The organism is Streptomyces stoeckheimensis, from assembly GCF_045822005.1.
Lineage (GTDB): Bacteria > Actinomycetota > Actinomycetes > Streptomycetales > Streptomycetaceae > Streptomyces > Streptomyces stoeckheimensis.
Window position 1 is genome coordinate 3,897,570 of sequence record NZ_CP169550.1, and the last position, 19,660, is coordinate 3,917,229.

General features: G+C 72.2%; 21 protein-coding genes. 9 read left to right on the plus strand and 12 right to left on the minus strand.

The annotated features are described in order from the left end of the window. Positions 1 to 30: 30 nt before the first annotated feature. Positions 31 to 459, minus strand: coding sequence for an ATP-binding protein (locus ACE1OC_RS17465; RefSeq protein ID WP_407837773.1), 429 nt, complete (start codon positions 457 to 459; stop codon positions 31 to 33). Positions 460 to 577: 118 nt separating this feature from the next. On the opposite strand from ACE1OC_RS17465, the gene ACE1OC_RS17470 reads away from it, so the two are divergent. Together ACE1OC_RS17470 and ACE1OC_RS17475 are read left to right on the plus strand one after the other, a co-directional pair. Beyond that, the gene (locus ACE1OC_RS17470; protein ID WP_407837774.1) at positions 578 to 1,447 is read left to right on the plus strand and encodes a helix-turn-helix domain-containing protein; all 870 of its coding nucleotides are present in this window, start codon (positions 578 to 580) and stop codon (positions 1,445 to 1,447) included. Next, positions 1,444 to 1,689, plus strand: coding sequence for a DUF397 domain-containing protein (locus tag ACE1OC_RS17475; RefSeq protein WP_407837775.1), 246 nt, complete (start codon positions 1,444 to 1,446; stop codon positions 1,687 to 1,689). The genes ACE1OC_RS17470 and ACE1OC_RS17475 overlap by 4 nt, the downstream gene beginning before the upstream one ends. Before the next feature lie 46 nt (positions 1,690 to 1,735). Here the strand turns inward: ACE1OC_RS17475 and ACE1OC_RS17480 are convergent, their stop codons facing one another. Together ACE1OC_RS17480 and ACE1OC_RS17485 are read right to left on the minus strand one after the other, a co-directional pair. Continuing rightward, positions 1,736 to 2,071, minus strand: a complete 336-nt coding sequence (locus tag ACE1OC_RS17480) for a hypothetical protein (protein ID WP_407837776.1) — start codon at positions 2,069 to 2,071, stop codon at positions 1,736 to 1,738. Further along, positions 2,068 to 2,589: a DUF6232 family protein gene (locus tag ACE1OC_RS17485; RefSeq protein ID WP_407837777.1), complete on the minus strand. Its 522-nt coding sequence runs from the start codon at positions 2,587 to 2,589 to the stop codon at positions 2,068 to 2,070. Before ACE1OC_RS17485 ends, ACE1OC_RS17480 begins: the two co-directional genes overlap by 4 nt. Before the next feature lie 217 nt (positions 2,590 to 2,806). Between ACE1OC_RS17485 and ACE1OC_RS17490 the strand changes: the two genes are divergently transcribed. After that, a complete protein-coding gene (locus ACE1OC_RS17490) occupies positions 2,807 to 3,286 on the plus strand; it encodes a hypothetical protein (RefSeq protein ID WP_407837778.1) in 480 nt (159 codons plus the stop codon). A 30-nt stretch (positions 3,287 to 3,316) separates the two neighbouring features. Here the strand turns inward: ACE1OC_RS17490 and ACE1OC_RS17495 are convergent, their stop codons facing one another. After that, positions 3,317 to 4,084 carry a sporulation protein gene (locus ACE1OC_RS17495; protein ID WP_407837779.1) on the minus strand — a complete coding sequence of 256 codons (768 nt, stop codon included), beginning with the start codon at positions 4,082 to 4,084 and terminating at the stop codon, positions 3,317 to 3,319. 301 nt (positions 4,085 to 4,385) lie between these two features. Between ACE1OC_RS17495 and ACE1OC_RS17500 the strand changes: the two genes are divergently transcribed. Further along, the gene (locus tag ACE1OC_RS17500; protein WP_407837780.1) at positions 4,386 to 5,312 is read left to right on the plus strand and encodes a hypothetical protein; all 927 of its coding nucleotides are present in this window, start codon (positions 4,386 to 4,388) and stop codon (positions 5,310 to 5,312) included. Positions 5,313 to 5,499: 187 nt separating this feature from the next. Here the strand turns inward: ACE1OC_RS17500 and ACE1OC_RS17505 are convergent, their stop codons facing one another. After that, on the minus strand, positions 5,500 to 7,272 hold the full coding sequence (locus ACE1OC_RS17505; protein WP_407837781.1) for an AMP-dependent synthetase/ligase: 1,773 nt from the start codon (positions 7,270 to 7,272) through the stop codon (positions 5,500 to 5,502). A gap of 119 nt (positions 7,273 to 7,391) precedes the next feature. Here ACE1OC_RS17505 and ACE1OC_RS17510 point away from each other — a divergent pair, with 119 nt between their 5' ends. Next, positions 7,392 to 8,408: an AraC family transcriptional regulator gene (locus tag ACE1OC_RS17510; protein ID WP_407837782.1), complete on the plus strand. Its 1,017-nt coding sequence runs from the start codon at positions 7,392 to 7,394 to the stop codon at positions 8,406 to 8,408. Between the two features lie 84 nt (positions 8,409 to 8,492). Here the strand turns inward: ACE1OC_RS17510 and ACE1OC_RS17515 are convergent, their stop codons facing one another. The 3 genes from ACE1OC_RS17515 to ACE1OC_RS17525 all read right to left on the minus strand — a co-directional run bounded on the left by ACE1OC_RS17515 (position 8,493) and on the right by ACE1OC_RS17525 (position 10,171). Further along, on the minus strand, positions 8,493 to 8,876 hold the full coding sequence (locus ACE1OC_RS17515) for a hypothetical protein (RefSeq protein WP_407837783.1): 384 nt from the start codon (positions 8,874 to 8,876) through the stop codon (positions 8,493 to 8,495). Then, positions 8,873 to 9,424: a DUF6232 family protein gene (locus ACE1OC_RS17520; RefSeq protein WP_407837784.1), complete on the minus strand. Its 552-nt coding sequence runs from the start codon at positions 9,422 to 9,424 to the stop codon at positions 8,873 to 8,875. The genes ACE1OC_RS17515 and ACE1OC_RS17520 overlap by 4 nt, the downstream gene beginning before the upstream one ends. Before the next feature lie 255 nt (positions 9,425 to 9,679). Continuing rightward, positions 9,680 to 10,171, minus strand: a complete 492-nt coding sequence (locus ACE1OC_RS17525; protein WP_407837785.1) for a hypothetical protein — start codon at positions 10,169 to 10,171, stop codon at positions 9,680 to 9,682. 215 nt (positions 10,172 to 10,386) lie between these two features. Between ACE1OC_RS17525 and ACE1OC_RS17530 the strand changes: the two genes are divergently transcribed. Beyond that, positions 10,387 to 11,565, plus strand: coding sequence for a lipase family protein (locus ACE1OC_RS17530; protein WP_407837786.1), 1,179 nt, complete (start codon positions 10,387 to 10,389; stop codon positions 11,563 to 11,565). A 55-nt stretch (positions 11,566 to 11,620) separates the two neighbouring features. On the opposite strand, the gene ACE1OC_RS17535 is transcribed toward ACE1OC_RS17530, so the two are convergent. Then, entirely contained in the window at positions 11,621 to 13,201 is a 1,581-nt protein-coding gene (locus ACE1OC_RS17535) for an alpha/beta hydrolase (RefSeq protein WP_407837787.1), read from the minus strand. 108 nt (positions 13,202 to 13,309) lie between these two features. Here ACE1OC_RS17535 and ACE1OC_RS17540 point away from each other — a divergent pair, with 108 nt between their 5' ends. Then, positions 13,310 to 15,151 carry a protein kinase domain-containing protein gene (locus tag ACE1OC_RS17540; protein WP_407837788.1) on the plus strand — a complete coding sequence of 614 codons (1,842 nt, stop codon included), beginning with the start codon at positions 13,310 to 13,312 and terminating at the stop codon, positions 15,149 to 15,151. A gap of 113 nt (positions 15,152 to 15,264) precedes the next feature. On the opposite strand, the gene ACE1OC_RS17545 is transcribed toward ACE1OC_RS17540, so the two are convergent. Further along, positions 15,265 to 17,148, minus strand: a complete 1,884-nt coding sequence (locus tag ACE1OC_RS17545; RefSeq protein WP_407837789.1) for an AMP-dependent synthetase/ligase — start codon at positions 17,146 to 17,148, stop codon at positions 15,265 to 15,267. A gap of 262 nt (positions 17,149 to 17,410) precedes the next feature. Between ACE1OC_RS17545 and ACE1OC_RS17550 the strand changes: the two genes are divergently transcribed. Next, positions 17,411 to 17,998, plus strand: coding sequence for a DinB family protein (locus tag ACE1OC_RS17550; protein ID WP_407837790.1), 588 nt, complete (start codon positions 17,411 to 17,413; stop codon positions 17,996 to 17,998). A gap of 15 nt (positions 17,999 to 18,013) precedes the next feature. On the opposite strand, the gene ACE1OC_RS17555 is transcribed toward ACE1OC_RS17550, so the two are convergent. After that, positions 18,014 to 18,364, minus strand: coding sequence for a hypothetical protein (locus tag ACE1OC_RS17555; RefSeq protein ID WP_407837791.1), 351 nt, complete (start codon positions 18,362 to 18,364; stop codon positions 18,014 to 18,016). Positions 18,365 to 18,696: 332 nt separating this feature from the next. Further along, positions 18,697 to 18,864 carry a hypothetical protein gene (locus ACE1OC_RS17560; RefSeq protein WP_407837792.1) on the minus strand — a complete coding sequence of 56 codons (168 nt, stop codon included), beginning with the start codon at positions 18,862 to 18,864 and terminating at the stop codon, positions 18,697 to 18,699. Positions 18,865 to 19,052: 188 nt separating this feature from the next. Between ACE1OC_RS17560 and ACE1OC_RS17565 the strand changes: the two genes are divergently transcribed. Continuing rightward, entirely contained in the window at positions 19,053 to 19,565 is a 513-nt protein-coding gene (locus ACE1OC_RS17565; RefSeq protein WP_407837793.1) for a hypothetical protein, read from the plus strand. Positions 19,566 to 19,660 lie beyond the last annotated feature (95 nt).

Here is a 19,660-nt window from a genome sequence, read left to right on the forward strand (position 1 = left end):
GGGACCGAGACCAACCCGCCGGCGCGCAGCTCACAGGCACGCCCACACCGTCTTCCCCGGACCGCCCTGCGCCCTCGGCGCGACGCCCCACTCCCGCGCCAGGGCCCGTACGAGCATCAGCCCGCGCCCGCCCTCCGCCGACCAGGGGTCCACCGCCGCCTCCGCCTCGGGCGGCAGCCGGTCGCCCCGGGCGTCGCTCACCTCCACGCGGACCCGCAGGCCGTCGTAGCCGAGCCGTACCTCGAAGTCCCGGCCGGGCACCCGCCCGTGCAGCACGGCGTTCGCGGCCAGCTCCCCCACCACCAGTTCCACGTCCTCCGCGAGGCCGCAGCCGTACGGGATCCCCCAGGCGGCGAGCTGCACCCCGGCCAGCCGACGGGCGAGCCGGGCCCCGCGCGGGGTGGCGGAGAGGCGCAGCCGGAACTCCGCCGGTGCCATGTCACTCAATTCGGTCGTCACGTCACCGAGCGTGGCCGGTGCGCCGTACGCTTTCCAGGAACGGCGGCGCTACGGGGAAACTCCGTAGGACCGGCGGTTGTTGCGTGTACGGGTAGTACGGGCGAGGGCGGTTCAGCGTATGAACGACCTGTCGGAGCGCGAGGAAGAGCCGGAACGACCCGTGGAGGTCGACGGCACCGCGTACCTCTTCAAGGCGCTCGGCAAAATCATCAAGGTGCTACGGGAACGGGCGGGCCTCCAGCAGAAGGAGCTCGCGGCGCTCGTGCACGTGGGAGAGGACCTGGTCTCCTCCATCGAGCGGGGCGTACGGACACCCCAGCCGGACTTCCTGGAGAACGTCGACCGAGCGCTCGGCGCGGGGGGCGTCCTGATCGCAGCCATCCCGGATGTGAAGGAAGCCCTTAAGCGGGCCCGGACCCGGCACCCCGATTGGTTCCGGGACTACGCGAAGGCGGAGGCCGCCTCCAACGCCGTTCACGACTACAGCTACCAGGGCGTGATGGGCCTCCTCCAGACAGAGGGGCATGCACGGGCCGTCTTCGAGAAGCGGCGCCCGCTACTGAACGAGGCGACCATCGAGAAACGGCTCGCCGACCGCCTAGCGCGTCAACAGATCTTCGAACGGTGGCCGTCGCCCACCTTCAGCTTCGTCCTCGACGAGAGCCTCTTGCTGCGCCCGGTGGGTGGCCGGGTCGTCCACGGAGGCCAGCTCCGCCGGTTCCTGGAGATCGGCCGGCTGCGCACCGTGGAGCTCCAGGTGATGCCGTTCAGCAGGGGCGAACACGCCGCCATGGGCGGGTCGTTCAGCCTCCTCCACCCCAAGGGTCGTCAGCAGATCGCCTACACCGAGGTCTACGGTCGCCCGAACCTGATCACCGATCCCGAACAGGTCCGGATCTACAGCGAGCGCTATGGGATCATCCGGGCACAGGCACTCACGCCACACGAGTCACTGGCCCTGATCGAGAAGTTGCTGGGAGAACTATGAACACCACACACCTGGCCTGGTTCAAGAGCAGCTACAGCGATGGCGAGGGCGGCCAGTGCCTCGAAGTCGCCTTCGACTGGCGGAAGTCCAGCTACAGCAGCGGCGAAGGCGGCCAGTGCGTCGAGGTCGCCGGCTGCGCCGACTCCGTCCACGTCCGGGACTCCAAGGTGACGGCCGGCCCCCAGCTGACCGTCGCACCCGGCGCCTGGTCCGCGTTCCTCGGCGGGGTCACGGAAGCGTAGGACAGGGGGGCCACCACGTGTGGCCCCCTCGCCTTCCGTTTGCCGTTCAGCCCAGCAGCGCCTTGACCGCCGCGATCACCGGAACTCCGGCTTCTCCGATGAGTGTGGCAATTCCGGAGAACGTCCCGAGGATTCTCCGGAATCTCGCCTCGGGGGGATTCTCCCCGAGCTCTTCCACCGCCGCGTCGATTTCCGCCCGGTCGCTCTCGTCCAGGTGCTGCCTCATCGCCTGGACTTCTTCGAGGAGTTTTTCGATGGCCGAAGCCTCCGGCGGAGTTCCGCCGACGTATTTGCCTCCGGCCACGATGTCGCCGGAGCCCGTGTGCGAGGCCTGGCCGATGCTTCCGGGCCCGCTCACCGTGAACTGATCGCCCGCCATCATCGACTCCCTCCCCGGATGTCTCCCGAGCCGCTGTGCCGGGCCTGGCCGATCGCCCCTTCTCCGTACACCTTGAACTGGTCGCCCATCACCGCTTCCTTGATGTTGATGGTCACCGGGGCGGCGTCCGGCCGGCCGATGGCCTTGGTGATCTCGTAGACGAGGTTCTCGATCTCGGCGCGGTCCAGGGACCACACGGCATCGCGCTGGGTGCCGGAGGTGTTGAGGACCAGGCCGTACACCGGGGGTGTGCTGATCACCTTCACGAGCTGCCAGATCAGCAGCCCGAGGACGGCGACCGCGACGACCCCGGCGACGTTCCCGAAGATGGCCACCGCGATGGCGCCGAGGACGATGCAGAGCGCCGCCCGGCCGATGAACCTGCGCCAGGCCGCTCCTTTGTCCACCTCCAATACGCGCTGCCCCACGTGGGAGATGTTGTGCAACGGATAGGCCTCACCGTCGACCCACAGCACACCCTCTTGCACACGGACTTGGACCGTCGAATTGCTAACCGCCATTTCGCGCCCCCCTGGCTCTTTTTGGCGTTGAGGGCTCGAAGTGTAGGGCGGGTCCGACCGGCCAAGTAGGGATTGGACCATTTCGACGTAGTCATGATCTATTCCGGATTCCGCTTGACACTCCGCACCGCGGAATGCAGCCTTCCCCCTCTGCCGGACTCTGGCCTTGCGGCCCTTTCCGGCTCATCCTGGCCCCACGCGGACGAAGGAGGCGGCGTTGCTCAGAGCACAGTGGTCCCGGTGGTGGGTCCTGGTCGCGGGAATCGTCCTGATCGCGCTCGCGACGACCGCGTACGAGGCGACGCCGTATCCCGAGCTTCGGCAGATCGGCCTGACCGTCGTCAGCGAGGAGCCGGACGGGCGCTGCGAGGTGCGCTGGCGCGACCCGTACGGCGCGAGCGAGGCGAGGGACCGGGAAGGCACCTATCGGTGCGCCCCCGACCGGGACGCCCGCCTCAAGGCCCCGGACTACGACCCGGGCACCGGCTTCGGCTACGACGCCGGCTGGGTGCTCGCCGAGGGCAAGCACAAGGGGGAGCTGTACTCGCCGGACGAGTACGAGGACACCGGGGGCGTCATCGGCGACTACCTGTTCCCGGTGGGGCTGCTCGTGGCGTACTTCGGCCTGCTTCACGCAGGCGTGCGGCTGAGGTGGCGGCGGAAGCGGCCGGGCGGCGGGGCGCCGGCCCAGGGGTGAAGCGGTCCCCCGGGCCGGCGGTTCCCGGGCTTACCCGGAGGTCGGCAGCCAGTGGCCGCGTACGTGCTTCTCCAGGGCCTCCGTCCAAGCCTCCTGGTCCAGCTCCGCATGGACGAAGGTGACCGGCGGGAAGCCGCCCGGATGGGCGTCGAGGGAGTCCTCACGGGTGATGAAGACCGTCTCCAGCTCCTCCCGCCCCCACTTCCAGGACTCCGGGAAGAAGAAGTCGATCTCCTGCCAGCACTTCTCCGTCTGCCGGGACTGCATGTGCGGCGCCTGCTCCGGGAGGAACCCGATCTTGACCTCGGCCTCGCGCAGCCGGAATCCCAGGTCCGTGTAGGCCTGGAGGATCGCGTCCTGGGCGGGCAGGGCGTGCACCTCGATCTCGTCGAAGTCCCCCTGGTCCACCGAGTTTTCGATGGCCAGCTCGGTACGGACCGCGACCCGGCCGCCGGGGACGGGTGCACCCATCCCGTGCGTGAGCGGTATCTCCCACGGCAGCTCGATCTCGCCGCGGACCGTCACCGTCTCACCGGCGGGCAGCCGGAAGCCGTCGAGGTCGGCCGTCACCACCGTGTAGGGGTGCTCCCAGGCGGTCTTGACGCCGTTCGCCTCGAGGTCCTCGGCCCGTACGACCACCTTCAGCCGCACCCGCTCGATGTCCACGTCGGCGCCGCCGCCCACGGCGGTGACCACGCAACGCAGGAGCCCGCCCGGGTGGACCTTCGGGTTCTCGACGACCGTTTCCACGCTCGGCGCGTTGACGCCGAGCGCGCTCAGGAACTTGCGGAATGCCATGACTCTCCCCCGTTCGCGGACCGGCTTCCCGCCGGTCGATGGGGTCACTGTAGGAAGCGGATCGTGCGGTGGTCCTACCCGGGCGCCCCGGGGGCCCGCGGGGACAAGCAACCGCAGGTGGGCGCATGTCCGGCATCCCCAACCGCCGTGACAGTCCGGTGACATGGAACAGACACTTCGCCTACACACCCTCCGTAATTTTCTTCTTGCAGCCCACCAAGCCCCGACAGGCGACAGTCCGTCAGGCAGAGGAGGTGCCGTGCGAACCCTCCTCCTTCCAGCACCTGCCACGGAGTTCCCCATGTCGATCCGCACCCGCTCCCGCCGTCAGACCCTCCTCCGCTCCGCCGTCGCCACCGCCGCCCTCGCGGGAGCCCTCCTGGCTCCGGGAACCGCCTTCGCGGCCGACGCCCCCAAGACCGGTGCCCCGAAGGCCGATGCGTCGGTCCAGGGCCTGGGCGGGGAGCTCGTCAAGCACCTCGTGCTGGCCAACGGCACCAAGGCGGACCTGTGGAAGAAGGGCAAGGCCTCCTACTGGCTGGACGTCTACTCCGAGGGCAGCAGCCAGCTCGGTCACCTCACCGTCGGCGGTCCCGGCGAGCAGGCCGAGGACGGCGAGCAGATCGCCGGCATGTGGGTGACCCTGAACAACAAGGGCCAGGTCCAGTCGTGGAAGAACCCGGAGTCCCGGGGCTTCGCGCAGGGCGGCAGCGAGACGCGGCAGGGCTGCACGGTGACGACCCACATGGCCACCCCCCTCGACGGCGTCAGCCTGCAGCTCTCCAACGGCCCCGCGGGCCCCGTCGCCAAGCTCATCGACGCGAAGGGGTCGCGCACCCTGGCCACGCTCACCAAGGCGAACCCCGTCGGGCTCGCCGGAGGCGCCCGCATCAAGGCCGCCGACGACCCGCTGACGCCGCAGCTCCAGGTGCGCGTCGCCGACGGCGTGATCCCGTGGCTGGGCGTCAGCTTCCCCAAGCCCCTCAAGGACTGCGGCGTCAAGCCCTCCACCCCGCCGGCCAAGCCCTCCGCGACCCCGAAGCCCGCGGTCTCCGCCCACGGCGGCTCGCAGACCGTCGTGGTCCCCAAGGGCGGCGTGGCGGCCGGCGTCGAGGTGGCCGACTCCACCAACAGCACGTCCGCGTGGATCGCGGCCGGCGCGGGCTCCGCGGTCCTCGGCGCCGGCGGCCTCGTCCTGCTGCGCCGCCGCTCGGCCCGCCAGCACTGAGCCTCACAGACCGCCCCCGTAAGGCCCCCCGGCCTTGCGGGGGCTTCCGGGGTGCTCCGGGGGCTCCTGGCGGCATCCGAGGGCTCCGGCCCGTCCGGAGACCGGCTGGGAGGGATGCCACGGGGGTGCGACCCACGCAGCCGCAGGCCGGCCAGCAGTCCCCGGAGCACCCTGGCCCTGGTCGTCCCTACGCGTACAGCTCCTCGATCTCGCGCGCGTACCGCTCCGCCACCGCCCGGCGGCGGAGCTTCAGGGTCGGGGTGAGGGTGCCCGCCTCCACGGTGAACTCCCCGGGCAGGACCCGGAAGGCGCGGACGCGGGCCGGGCGGGAGACCGTGGCGTTGGCCGCCTCGACCGCTTCCGCGACGAGGGCCCGTACGGCGGGGTGCTCGCCGGGGGCGGCCGGGTCCAGCGTCACCGACTCGCGGGCCGCCCAGGCGGCGATCTCCTCCGCGTCCAGGGTGATCAGGGCCACCGGGTGGGGACGGCGGTCGCCGATCATGACCGCACGGGAGACGTAGCGGGAGCGCTGGACGGCGAACTCCAGCTCGGTGGGGGTGATGTTCTTGCCCGCCGAGGTGATGATCAGCTCCTTCTTGCGGCCCGTGATGGAGAGGTAGCCGTCCGGGTCGACCTCGCCCAGGTCGCCGGTGTGCAGCCAGCCGTCCGGGTCGAGCGTCTCGGCCGTGGCCGTGTCGTTGGCGTGGTAGCCCGGGAAGATCATCGGGCCGCGGGCCAGCACCTCCCCGTCCTCCGCGATGCGGACCTCGCACCCGGCGATCGGGCGTCCCACCGATCCGTAGCGGATCCCGCCCGGGTGGTTGAGGCTGATGACCCCGCCCGACTCCGTCATGCCGTAGCCCTCGAAGACCGCGATCCCACAGGCCCGCAGGAAGTCGAGGGTGGCCGGGGCGATCGGGGCGCCGCCCGTCAGCGCCCATTTCAGACGCCCTCCGAAGGCGCCCCTGACCAGGGAGTACAGGGTTTTCTCGGCAGCCTCGTACGCCGCGCGGTCCGCATCCGGGAGGCGCCCCTCGCAGGCCAGCACCCCGAGGCGGACCGCCTCCGCGAAGCGGCCCGCACCGCCCTCCTGGGACTCCGCGAGGGAGAGGACCACGGAGTGCAGCTTCTCGAACAGGCGGGGCACGGACGGCAGATGGGTCGGGCGGGCCTCGGCGAGCTCGCCGATGACGTCCTCGATCCGGCCGCCGAAGTAGCAGAGCTCCCCGCCCTCCAGGAGGGTGGTGAACTGGATCAGCTGGGCCAGCAGGTGGGCGAGGGGGAGGTAGAGGTACGTGGAGTCCCCCGGGCCGCCCTTGATCAGCGGGAGGGTGGCGTCCTGGATCGCGCCGAGGTTGGCGTGCGTGAGGCGGCACCCCTTGGGCAGGCCGGTGGTGCCCGAGGTGTAGACGATGGAGGCGTCGGCCGCGGGGTCCACCGCGGCGGCCCGGGCGAGGAGTTCGGCTTCCGGCGCCGGGCCGGGGAGGGCGCGCAGCCCGTCCATTTCCACCACCGCGCGCAGCCCCGGGAGCTTCGGGCGCAGCGCCTCCACCCGCGCCGCCTGGGCGGCGTCGTCGCAGACGACCACCACGGCCGCGGAGTCCGACAACACCCAGGCGAGCTCCTCCTCCCCTGCCGTCGGGTACACCGGCACGAGGACGGCCCCTGCGGCCAGGACCCCGAAGTGGGTGTACGTCCACTCCGGGCGGGTCTCCGCGAGCACCGCGACGCGCTCGCCGGGGGCCACCCCGAGGCCGAGCAAGGCGCGGCCTGACTCCCTTGCGCGGGTGCGCAGTTCGGCGTAGGAGACGGTGTCCCAGCCGCCCTCCCCGCCCTTGTGGCGGAGCGCGGTCTCGGCCGCGTACCGCTCTCCGGTCCACTCGGTGAACACCGCCAGCGTGCGCGGGCGCACGGCTCGGTCCGTCCCACCAACCGATTCGATCGGGTCCATCGGGCTCATCGGGCTCGCCTCCCCCTGGGGTCGTACCGATGACGCTAGGCACCGGGGAGGCGTCCGCGGCATGACCGGAAGCGTCACCCCCGCTGACCTCAGCGCTCATTGCGGCTACCGTCGGACCCATGGGGAGGCGGACGGTCACCGTGCACCACGTGCGTGCCGTGCTCGCGGGGGCGCGCGGCAGCGGGCTCGACACCGTGCCGCTGCTCCAGGAGGCGCAGATTCCGCCGCTGCTGCTGGGCGACGACCGGGCGCGGGTCACGCCCGCGCAGTTCGCGCGGCTGTTCCGGGCGCTGTACCGGGCGACGCAGGACGAGTTCCTGGGCCTGTCGACCGTACCCAGCCGGCCCGGGACCTTCGCGATGATGTGCAGGTCCTCCCTGGGCTGCCGAGATCTCGGTGCGGCGATGGAGCGCTCCGCCACCTTCTACGGGCTGTTCCCGGGCGGACCCGAGCTGGCGCTCGAAGTCGAGGGCGGGCAGGCGTGGTTCATGGTGCGGAACGAGTTCGCGCGGGACGAGGAGCGCTTCCTCACCGAGTGCGTGCTCGCCATCTGGCACCGGCTGAGCAGCTGGCTGATCGGGCGGCGCATCCCGCTGGCCCACGCCTCCTTCGCGTATCCGGCGCCGCCGCACGCGGAGGAGTACGAACTCCTCTTCGACTGTCCGGTCCGCTTCGGCGAGGCCCGCACGGGCGCGGCCGTGGCCTTCGACGCGCACTGGCTGACGGCTCCGCTCGTACGGGACGAGGCCGCGCTCGACGCGATGCTCCGGCGGGCCCCCTTCGACCTGCTGTCCCGGCCGACGTACGGGACCACGGTCGCGGAGCAGGTCCGCCGGACCCTGACCCAGGCCCTGCGCGGCTCGCCGCGCCTGCCGGAACTGGGCGAGGTGGCGGCGCGCCTGGCGGTCTCCCCGGCCACGCTGCGGCGGCGGCTCCAGCAGGAGGGCACGTCCTTCCAGCAGCTGAAGGACCACGTGCGGCGCGATGCGGCGATCGCCGGCCTGGCGGAGAGCCGCGAGCCCATCGCGGAGCTGGCGGCCCGCCTGGGCTTCTCGGAGGACACGGCCTTCCACCGCGCCTTCCGCCGCTGGACGGGCACCACCCCGGGCGCGTACCGCATCGCGTCGGGCGGCTGAGGCGCCCGACGGCCTCGGCTAGGGCCTGTCGTCAAAATCCCGTCGTCGCCCGAAGCGCGGCAGACGGGAGTTTGACGACAGGCCCTAGGCCAAGCCCAACAGTTCCAGCACCCGGCCCACCGCCTCGATGATCGGCCGCCCGACCTCGCCCGCGAGGGTCGCGAGGCCCAGTACGGCCATCAGGGCCCCGTGCCGCGCCTCCGGACCGCTCTCCGGGGAGACGATCACCGGCAGGTTGGCGTCGATGGTGCCCGCACCGGCCGGCGTGACCTGGGCGCGGAGCTCCAGGAGCAGCCGCTCCAGCTGCTGGATCGCCTCCTGCGGGGTGACCGGGGGCGCCTGCGGGCCGCCGATGGTCGGGGACTGGTTCTTGACGATGCCGATGTTGCCCGAGCCGTTCACGGTGACGCTGTCCCCGTAGTGATAGGAACTGCCACTGCCGCTGACACTGTCGCCGTCCGTCGTCATTTCTTCATCACTCCGATGTTCCCCGAGCCGCCGTTGATGTTCGCGAAGTCGCCGACGTGGACGTAGTGCCCGATGTTCACCGTCGGCTGGGCCACGTAGAGGGAGAATTCCGCCTCCGGGTGCTCGATGGCGTCCACGATCCGCGCGACGAGTCTGCGCAGCTCGGCCCGGTCCGCCAGGGTCACCACCGCGCCGGGTGCGCCGGAGGTCTCCACGCCCATGACGTACAGGTCCGGCCGGGTGAGCCGGCGCACGAGGTACGCGACGAGGAGGGCCATCGGGACGACCGTGACGACGACGCCCACGGGGTTGCCGTCCACCAGGGACGCCACGAAGAACACCAGCACGAGGATGATCCACGGAGCGAAGTCGGCCCACGCCTTCTTGCGGTCGGGCGTGAGCACGTAGGTCTGCACCCGGACGATGTTGTGCAACGGATAGACCGCCTCGCCCACCCACAGCAGGCGGTTGCTGACCCGGAGCACGAGATCGGGCGCCTCGAAGTCCTCCGGCCCGTTCCGCTTCGCCTGCGGGGTCGGCGCGGGCACCCACAACGGCGTCAGCGGTGGTGACTGGGAAGGTGGTTGCGCGGGTTGCGGGGGCTGCTGACCCCGGGGCGGCTGCGGTGGTGGCGGTGGTGCTGTGGCGCCGTTGGATTCCATGGCTCCCCCAGTCGAACGCGCAGTTGGCTGATACTGCGCGGGGAACCATTAAGCACCCGGACCCTTCACTGTGTAAGCGTCAATTACTCGCCAACTCACAATCAGTGCAAGGGTTTTGGGCCGCCAGAGCCGCCACGGCCGTCAGGGCCGCCGCCGCCCCGGCACCGCCGCCGCCAGTGCGGCGAAGAGCACCACGACCAGACCGAGCGCCGCCAAGCCCAGCGCCGCCAGGTGGACGATGGTGATCCACAGCGCCGGCTTGCCGTACGCCCGGTCACCCAGGGCTCGGGCCTCGCCCTTGTACGTCGGCCCGTCCGGGCCGCCGCGGTCGATCTCGTCCGCGTACGCGTACAGCGTGCCGGCCCGGACCTTCCCGTCGGCGGTCCACTCCACACCCTCGCACGTGGCGCTGGCGCGCCCCGAACCGCCGCCGCGGCCCACGACGGTCATCGACCCGCAGTTGCTCCGGAGTTGGACGGTGACCGGGTCGGCGAAGGCGTAGGCCGCGCCCCAGCCCGCGGGCTGCTGGGAGGCCATCCCGACGAAGAAGAACGCGGCGGTGCCGATCCCGGTGAGGACCAGGCCCAAGGTCGCCCGGTTCTTGAACCTCTGCGCGCGCGTTGCGACCGCCACAACTCCCCCAAATGGTGTGTTCATGCCAAGTCCGATGGTCCGCATGGCTGAATTCCACCCTGCGTGTCGCGCGTTTGTACCGCACCCGCGGCCACCCCGACAAGGTGGCCCGGGGCCAGTAAAGCTGAGCTGTGCGGTCAGCGACGTTCCTACCGGTCGGTCACTACCTTCTCCTCACCTACCACCCCCACCCGGACCCTTGGGAGAGCCGCCCCATGCGCATCCGAAGCTCAGCACTCGCCGCAGTGGCCGCCCTGGCCCTCTCCGCCGCGATCCCCGGCACCGCCGACGCCGCCCAGGAGACCATCGCCACCTCCGAGGCCGCGGAGACCGCCGCCCGCCCCGGCGACATCGTCAGCAGCGCGCCGTCCGCGTTCCACCCGCTGCCCGGCCAGCCCACGAACACCAAGGCGTGGAAGATCCACTACAACTCCACGACCGCCGACGGAGCCCCGAACGTCGTTTCCGGCACCGTCATCGTCCCGCAGGACGGCCGCACCGGCCCGCGCCCCCTGATCACCTACGCCGTCGGCACGGTCGGCCTGGGCGACTCCTGCGCGCCGAGCAACAACCTCCCGTACGGCACCGCCATGGAGGCCAACCTCATCCAGCAGCTCACCCTGCGCGGCTGGGCCGTCGTCGTCACCGACTACGAGGGCCTCGGCACCCCCGGCGTGCACACCTACACCGTCGGCCCCTCCGCCGGCCACGCCGTCCTCGACGCCGCCCGCGCGGCCACCCGCCTCCCCGAGGCCGGGCTGTCGGCCACGACGCCCGTCGGCATCATGGGGTACTCCCAGGGCGGCCAGGCCAGCAGCTGGGCCGCCGAGCTGCAGGGCTCGTACGCACCGGAGTTGCAGGTGAAGGGCACCGCGACGGGCGGCGTCCCGGCCGACCTGCTGAAGGTGGCCGACTTCAACAACGGCTCCTACGGCTCCGGCCTCATCTTCATGGCCGCCGCCGGCCAGGACGCGGCCTTCCCGGAACTGAAGCTCGACTCCTACCTCAACCCGGCCGGAAAGGTCCTGGTCGGCGCCATGAAGGACAACTGCGTGGCGATCGACGCCATCGCCGGTTCTTTCAAGCGGATCTCCGACCTGACCACCCGCAACCCGCTCGCGCAGCCGGACTGGCAGGCCCGCCTGAACCAGAGCAAGCTCGGGCGCACCGCCCCGGCCGCGCCCGTGTACCAGTACCACGCGCTCGGCGACGAGCTCATCCCGTACGCCGTCGGGAGCCGGCTGCGGTCCGACTGGTGTGCGCGGGGCGCGAACCTCGAGTTCGACACCATCTGGATCGGCGAGCACGTCAGCGGCGTCATCACGCAGTCCCCGGCAGCGGGCAACTGGCTCGCCGACCGGTTCGCCGGCCGCTCGGCACGCCCCAACTGCTGACCCGGCACACGCTGTTGCCGCTGCCCCGTCCGGGAGGGAGCCGCGTTCCGCGGTCTCACTCCCCGGCGGGGCAGGAGCGCGTCCCGGAGGGCAGCCGGCCGTCGATCAGGAAGTGGTCCACGTACCCCTGCACGCAGCGCGAGGCGGTGTACGCGGTGTGCCCGTCGCCCTTGTAGTCCACGATCACGGTGTTGCCGAGCCGCTTCGCCGTCTCCTCCGTCCACTCGTACGGGGTGGCCGGGTCCCCGCGCGTACCGACGAGCAGGATCCGCGGGATCCCGGCAGGGCGGTCGATCCTGCGGATGAAATCGGTGCCGGCGGGGCGCCCGTAGCAGGCCAGCACCGTCATCAGCTGGCGCGGCCCGAAGATCGGCGAGGCGGCCAGGAAGACCGGCTGGAGCTCCGCCAGCTCCTGCGCGACGGCCGCCGGGGAGGCCTTGGCGTCGCCGCGGTCCGGGTCGTCGGCGCAGTTCACGGCGACGAGCGCGGCGGCCGCGTTGTCGGCGGGCACGGCGACGGCGCCGGCCACCTCCTCCCGGGGCGGCGGCGGGTCGTCCGGACCGCCGAGCTGCATCAGCCCCACGGGGTCGCCGCCCCGCTCGACCAGGGCCAGCGCGTCCGCGAGGTCGGGCCACCACTTCTGCGAGTACAGGGCGATCCCGATGGCGTCGGCCACGTCCTGCCCGGTGAAGCGCAGTCCGCCCTCGCCGGTCAGCGGCTCTGCGTCCAAGCGGGTGACGAGGGCCTGGACCTTCTCCTTGGCGGTACGGGTGTTCGTGCCGTAGACGCAGCCCTGCCGGTGGGCGCACCAGACGAGGAAGTTGTCCAGCGCCCGCTGCTGGCCGACCGCCGACAGCAGGGCCTGCTCGCCGAGCGGCTCGGTGAGGGTGTCGACCCCGTCGAGGGCCATGCGGCCGGTGTGGCGCGGGAACAGCGCGGCGTAGACGGCGCCGAGGCGCGTGCCGTAGGAGAACCCGAGGAAATCGAGCTCGTCCTCCCCGAGGGCCTGGCGCAGCAGGTCCATGTCGCGGGCCACGCTGACGGTACCGACGTACGGGAGCACCGGGCCGGAGTCGAGCGCGCAGCGCCGGGCGACGGCGCTGAGCGCGGCGAGCTCGGCGGCGGGCCCGGTGGGGGCCGCGCCTCCCCCCGGGGCGCCTCCTCCGCACGTGATGGGGGCGCTGCGGCCGACGCCGCGGGGGTCGAAGGCGACGAGGTCGTAGCGCTTGTTGAGCTCCGCGAAGGCGTTGGGGTCGGCGGCGAGGGTGGAGATGCCGGGGGCGCCGGGGCCGCCGAAGTTCAGCACGAGGGAGCCGGGCCGCTTGCCGCCGGGCGCGGTGGCGGGAAGTTTGGCGACGGCGATCCGGAGCGTGCCCTCGACGCTGCCCCTGCCGTTGCCTTCGTAGTCGAGCGGCACGGTGAGGGTGCCGCAGCGCATGCCGGCGGGCACGGGCTTCTCGGGGCACGCGCCCCACTCGATCCCCGTACGCGCGGGCGCGGGCGCAGGTGCCGGACCGGGCGCGACGGCGAGCAGGGCGCCGGCCAGGACGGTGCCGACGGCTCCGGCGCCTATTCGGGTACGAGCCCGCGATGCCGAGCCGGCACGGGAACGGGAGCGGGAAGGGGAACGGTGCACTGCACCCTCCTGGAGCGGCCCCCCGGACCAGTCAGCTCACCATAAACGCGCCCCGCACAACCCGCCCCGCGAACATAATCGGATCCGGGCGAGTGAGGGGGCGCGCGCATGCGCGAGCAGGACGTGCTGGTCGAGCGGTACGAGCTGACCGGGTTACTGGGGCGGGGCGGCTTCGGCGAGGTGTGGCGGGCCTTCGACACCCGGGTGCGCCGGACGGTCGCGGTCAAGATCGGACATCCGCGGTCGGCGGAGGACCGGGAGCGGTTCGCCTCCGAGGCGCACCTCGCGGGCACCCTCGTCCACCCGTGCATCGCGGCCCTGTACGACTACGGCGAGGCGCAGTACGAAGGACGGCCGCTGGTCTACCTGGTCATGGAACTCGTGGAGGGGGAGACCCTCGCCGCCGTCCTGCTCCGCGGGGTGCCGCCCACGGCGTCCGCCCTCGTCTGGGCCCGGGACGTCTGCGAGGCGCTCGGGGCCGCGCACGAGCGGAACGTGGTGCACCGGGACATCAAGGCCCTGAACGTGATGATCACCGGGTACGGCGGTCCGGGCACGGGTGCGGGCACGGGCCGCGCGAAGGTGCTCGACTTCGGCATCGCCAAGTACCTGCACCAGCCGGGCCTCACGGCCACGGGCTACGTCATCGGCTCGTTCGAGTACATGGCGCCGGAACGCCTGCTCGGCGCCCCCTCCGTCGACGGACGGGCCGACCTCTACGCCCTGGGCTGCCTCCTGATGCAGTTGCTGACGGGGCGGCTCCCCTTCCCCGCGCAGGAAATCGAGGCCCTGTCCTACGCGCACGCCCACACGGCGCCGCCGCCGCCCAGCTCGCTGCGGCCCGGGCTTCCTCCCGGGGCCGACCGGCTGGTGCTGGACCTGCTCGCCAAGGACCCGGCAGGGCGACCGGCCGGAGCCGCCGAGGTGATCGACCGGCTGAACGCCCTGATCCGCGGGGACGAGGAACCGCCCGCCGCGCACGACGCCGCCGGCGGGGCCCCCACGGACCCGCGCAGACCCCACGACGGCACCCGCACGGCTTCACCGCAGGACACCGCGCGTCCGGTCCTCGTAGCGCGGCTCGACCGGATCCTGGCCTCGGGCCGCACGGGCGCCGGCCCGGCCTTCGTACGGCAGCTCGACCTGCTGATCGGCGACCTCGGTGAAACCCTCGGCGCCGACGACCCGCTGACCGCCGAGGCGGGCTACCACCGTTCCATGTACCTGTGGCAATCGGCGGGCGACCCGACGGAGCTGGAACGCGTGCTCCCGCGGCTGCTGGGCATCCTGGGACCCGAGGACCGGCGGACCATCGACGTGCAGGCGGTGCTGGCCGGCTCCGCCGCCGCACGCGGGCAGGTCGACGGCCGGCCGTGGCTCCCCGTGCTCAGGGAGGTCATCGAACGCTCCACCCGTGTACTGGGCGCCGACAGCGAGATCACCCTGATCGCCCGGCTGGATCTCGCGGAGGCCCTGGACCGCGAATACGACGGCCGTGCCCGGCCGTTGGCCGCCCCGCGGGACCGCACGCCGGAGCAGGCGGCCCGCCGCCGGGACCTGCTCGCGCCGCTGCTGCCCCACCTGGTGCGGGGCCTGGGCCCGGACGACCCGCGGGTCCGCGAGGTCACGCTGCGCCTGGCCCTGGACAGCTACGGCCTCGGCGCGTACCGCGAAGCCCTGCCGTACTACGAGCAGTTGCTGCCGAGCAGCCCCGCCGGCCTGGTGAGGACCCCCGTGGGCCTGCGGATCCAGCACGCCCACTGCGTCGCCGAGTCGGGGGACCCGCGGCGTGCGGTGGCCCTGCTCGACGCCGTGCGCGAGCTCCTGTACACCCGGGGGGACGCCCAGTCCGTCCAGTGGGACAAGCGGGCGCGCGCCCTGCGGTCGGAGGCGAAGAAGATGCGGCGGCAGCAGGGAGGGGGCGGCCTGCGGGGCCGCCTCCGCGGCTGACCCCGGCCCCGGGGCCGCGTCGGGCCCGCGCCGCCCCGGGCCCAGCGGCCCAGCGGCCCAGCGGCCCAGCGGCCCGGCGGCCCAGGGGCCCGGGGCCGCCTCCGGCCCGCCCGTCAGGGCCGCCGGTACAGCGCATCGATCTCCCGCGCGAAGTCCCGCGCGACCGCGCCCCGCTTCAGCTTCAGCGAAGGCGTCAGATGCCCCCGCTCCTCCGTGAAGTCCCCCTCCAGCACCGCGAACCGCCGGATCGACTCCGCCCGCGACACCAGCCGGTTCGCCTCGTCGACCGCCCGCTGGAGGTCCGCCCGCAGTTCCTCGTCGGCCACCAGCTCCCTGATCGGCACGCCCACCTTCTTGCGCATCTGCCGCCAGTGCTGGAGCCCTTCCGGTTCCAGGGTGATCAGCGCGGTGACGTAGGGCCGGTTGTCTCCGACCACCATGCACTGGCCCACCAGCGGGTGGGCCCGTAGCCAGTCCTCCAGGGGTGCGGGCGCCACGTTCTTGCCGCCGGAGGTGATGATCAGGTCCTTCTTCCGCCCGGTGATCGTCAGGTAGCCGTCGTCGTCGAGCTCCCCGATGTCCCCCGTGGACAGCCACTGCTCCCCGCCCACCGCCACGCCGCTGTTCCAGTACCCCGCGAACACGTGCGGGCCCCGCAACAGCACCTCCCCGTCGTCGGCGATCCGTACCGCCGTACCCGGCAGCGGCCACCCCACCGTGCCCAGCCGGGGCCGCAGCGGCGGGGTGACGGTCGCGGCCGCGGTCGTCTCGGTGAGCCCGTAGCCCTCGAAGACCTCGATGCCCGCGCCCGTGTAGAAGGCGGCGAGGCGCCGGCCGAGCGGGGAGCCGCCGCTCAGGATGTACCGCACGCGCCCGCCCAGTGCCGCCCGGATCCGCCGGTACACGAGCGGTTCGTACAGCGCCCGGCCCAGCCGCAGGCCCAGCCCCGGCCGCTTGCCCTCCACCAGCTCCCCGAAGCGGCGCGCGATCCGCGCCGCGCGGTCGAAGGAGGAGGCCCGGCCCATCTTCTCGGCCGTCGCCCGGCCCGTGTTGTAGACCTTCTCCAGGACGTACGGGATCGCCAGCAGGAACGTCGGCCGGAAGCCTGCCAGGTCGGCGAGGAGGTCCTCGCTGCGGATGCTCGGCGCGTGCCCCAGCTTCACCCGCGCCCGCATGCAGCCGACGGCCACCATCCGCCCGAAGACGTGCGACAGCGGCAGGAAGAGCAGGGTCGAGGCCGGGTCCTTGCTGACCGACTTGAAGACGGGGTGCAGCAGCTCCACCGCGTTGTCCACCTCGGCGAAGAAGTTGGCGTGCGTCAGCACGCACCCCTTGGGCTGCCCCGTCGTCCCGGAGGTGTAGATCAGCGTCGCGACGGACTCCGGCGCGCACCCGGCCCGCCGGGCCGCCACGACCTCGTCGGGCACGTGCTCCCCGGCCTTGACCAGCCGGGCCACGGCCCCCGTGTCGAACTCCCAGAGGTGGCGCAGCCAGGGCAGGTTGGCCCGCTCCGAGCTGATGATGCGCGCCTGCGCGGTGTCCTCGACCGCACAGGCGACGGCGCCCGAGTCCTGGATGATCCAGCGCGCCTGGATCGCGGAGGAGGTCGGGTAGACCGGTACGGTGATCAGCCCGGCCGCCCAGCCCGCGAAGTCGAGCAGGGTCCACTCGTAGGTGGTCCGCGCCATGATGGCCAGCCGGTCGCCCGGCCGCAGCCCCTCGGCGATCAGTCCCTTCGCGACGGCGAGCACCTCGCCGGCGAACTCGGCGGCCGTGACGTCCCGCCAGGTCCCGTCCCGGTCCTTGCACGCGAGTACGGCTTCCCCCGGCGCCTGCCGGGCGTTGTCGAAGGGGATGTCCCCGAGGGACCCCTGAACCGGCGCGGGTGCCAGCGGCGGCACCCACACCTGGCGCACCCGCCCCTCGATCACGGTCTTGACGGGCTCGACGGGCTTCGGCGGACTGACGACCCTCACCAGGCTCGATTCGGCGATCACGGCATGCCTCCCTGGCCGTACGGAGTGTTACCGCCGGTAATTTACTTAGCGGTAACCACCCTGAACACCCCTGTGCCCGCCTTTTCACCGTTGCTCCACGGCACGCCGCCCACACCCCCACCTCACCCGCACTCCCACCACTCCCGCCACACCTTCGGGTGCGACGAGAGCCACGGGTGCCGGGGGTGCCACGGGTGCCGCGGGTGCCACGGGTGCCGGGAAAACCGACGCCTGAAGATCATCCGCCCGGAAGACTGTTCCCATGACCTTCCCCGACCCGAACCCCAAGGCCGACCTCCGCTTCTACCTCCAGTCGGCCCGCGAGGCGCTGCTCTGGAAGCTCGAAGGCCTCTCGGAATACGACGCCCGCCGCCCGCTGACCCCGACCGGCACCAACCTCCTCGGCCTGGTCAAGCACGCGGCCACCACGGAGCTGGGCTACCTCGGCGACACCTTCGGCCGCCCCTCCGGCGAACCCCTCCCCTGGGTCGCGGAGGACGCCGAACCCAACGCGGACATGTGGGCCACCGCCGACCAGTCCCGCGCGGACGTCATCGGCCTCTACCACCGCGCATGGGCCCACGCGGACGCGACGCTCGAGGCCCTCCCCCTGGACACGATCGGCACGGTCCCGTGGTGGCCGAGCCACGACGACAAGGTCTCCCTGCACCACGCCGTGGTCCGCGTCATCTCCGACACCCACCGCCACGCCGGCCACGCCGACATCCTCCGCGAACTCCTCGACGGAGCCGTCGGGATGGAGAAGGGCAACACCAGCATGCCGCCGGGCCGGCCGTCCTGGTGGGAGGAGTACCGCGACCGCCTGGAGCGGACGGCCCGCGAGGCCTAGAAACAGCGCAAGGCCTCAGCCGGCGTCCCAGACGGTCACCTTGACTTCGAACTCGGCAGGTCCGGACACATCGGTGACGGTGAAGTAGCCGAGGCGGCCGTTCCACGTCCTCAGGCAGGCCATGTCCCCCGCCTGGACCGCGAGCGCACGCCGTGCCAGCCGTCCCTTCGCTTCGGAGCAGTCCCGGTAGCTCGGCGGCGTCGCGCCGTCCCACGCCGCGAGCGCGTTGCCGGAGACCACACCGGGGTGGCAGTCGCACTCCAGGCCGAGATCGCCGACCACCGCGCCGGAGGGCGGTACGCCGTCCAGCCACCAGCCCACCGGTTCCCCGTTGCTGTAGAGCAGCAGCGTTCCCTGCCAGCGCACCTTCGGGGTCCGGGCCGGCTTCGGCGACGCCGGCGGCACGGAGGAGCTCGACGGGGCCGACGGGACCGAGGGGACGGAGGACGAGGGCGGCGGATTCGGAGGCGATGACTGCGCCGGCGTCGAAGGGGCGGGCGAGGTGGGCGGGAGCGCGGCACCGTCACCGCCGGGGCCCTTGCCTTGATCAGCCCCGTTGACGTCGTGACCGGCACAGTCGGCGCCGGTGCTGCAGTTGTTCTGCGTGCCGATCTCCGTCCCACCGCACGACGACAGAGCCAGAACGGCGCTCGCTGCCAGCGCGGCGCCTCTGACGGCCCCCGATCTCCGTGCCCTCATCACCCCTTCTCGTTGATGTCGTGGCCCGCACACTGGGATGAGTTGCTGCAGTCGTTCCTGACGTCACCCTTGTCGGAGTTCGTAAGGAACATCGCCGCCGCGGTGATCAGCGCGGCGACGACCGTGCCCATCACGGACAACATCGCGATCCACTGATTCCTGGTCAAACTGGCCATTATCCATCCTCCCCCTCAGCGACTCCCAACGAGAAGAGCACTGTTCGAAACGCCTCCGCCGCACGGATGGTTCCGCAAATCCCTTACATACAGGCCCAGTTCGAGGAGGAACCACACCGAAGGGGAGATGCCTGCCCTCGAGCCCGGCGGCCGAGGGGGCAGACTCATGTGCTGTGAACATGGGGATCTCTGGTTTCGAGCCGTCCTTCCTGATCGGGGTCGACCCGGTTCGGCAGGCGCACGGATCACGTCTGGCGACGCTGGCCGGCAGGCGTCTGACGGGGTTCTCGCTGGTGCGGTTCGCCGAAGACGGGAGCTGGTTCGCCGACTGCCCGGTGGTGCTGGACTTCGACGGCATCCAGGTGGAGGTCTGCCACTGGAAGTTCGACGAACTCTCGATCGGCTGGGACGCCATCGACACCACGGCGGCCATCACCGGGTGGGAGTCGTACGAGCTCACGCCCCTGTGGTCGCACAGCGACGGCCGCCTCGAACCGTTCGTCGGCCGCGAACTGCGCGAGGTCACGCTTCTCGAATGGCAGCCGGCCGGCCGTGACCTGGCGGCAGGAACCGTGGCAGTGGAGTTCGCCTTCGCCGGCAACCGCCTGCGCATCGTCAACGGCCTCGACGAGAACCGCATCGAGACCGGCGCGGCCCACCCGGACTACGTCCGGCACGGGCTGAGCCGCTGAGCACCACTGCGCGGCCTGGGCGAGCGGCCTGCTGATGGCGGTGCGCACGGCCAGACGGGGCCGGCACTGCGCGCAGTGCGGGCGCAGCGCGGGCG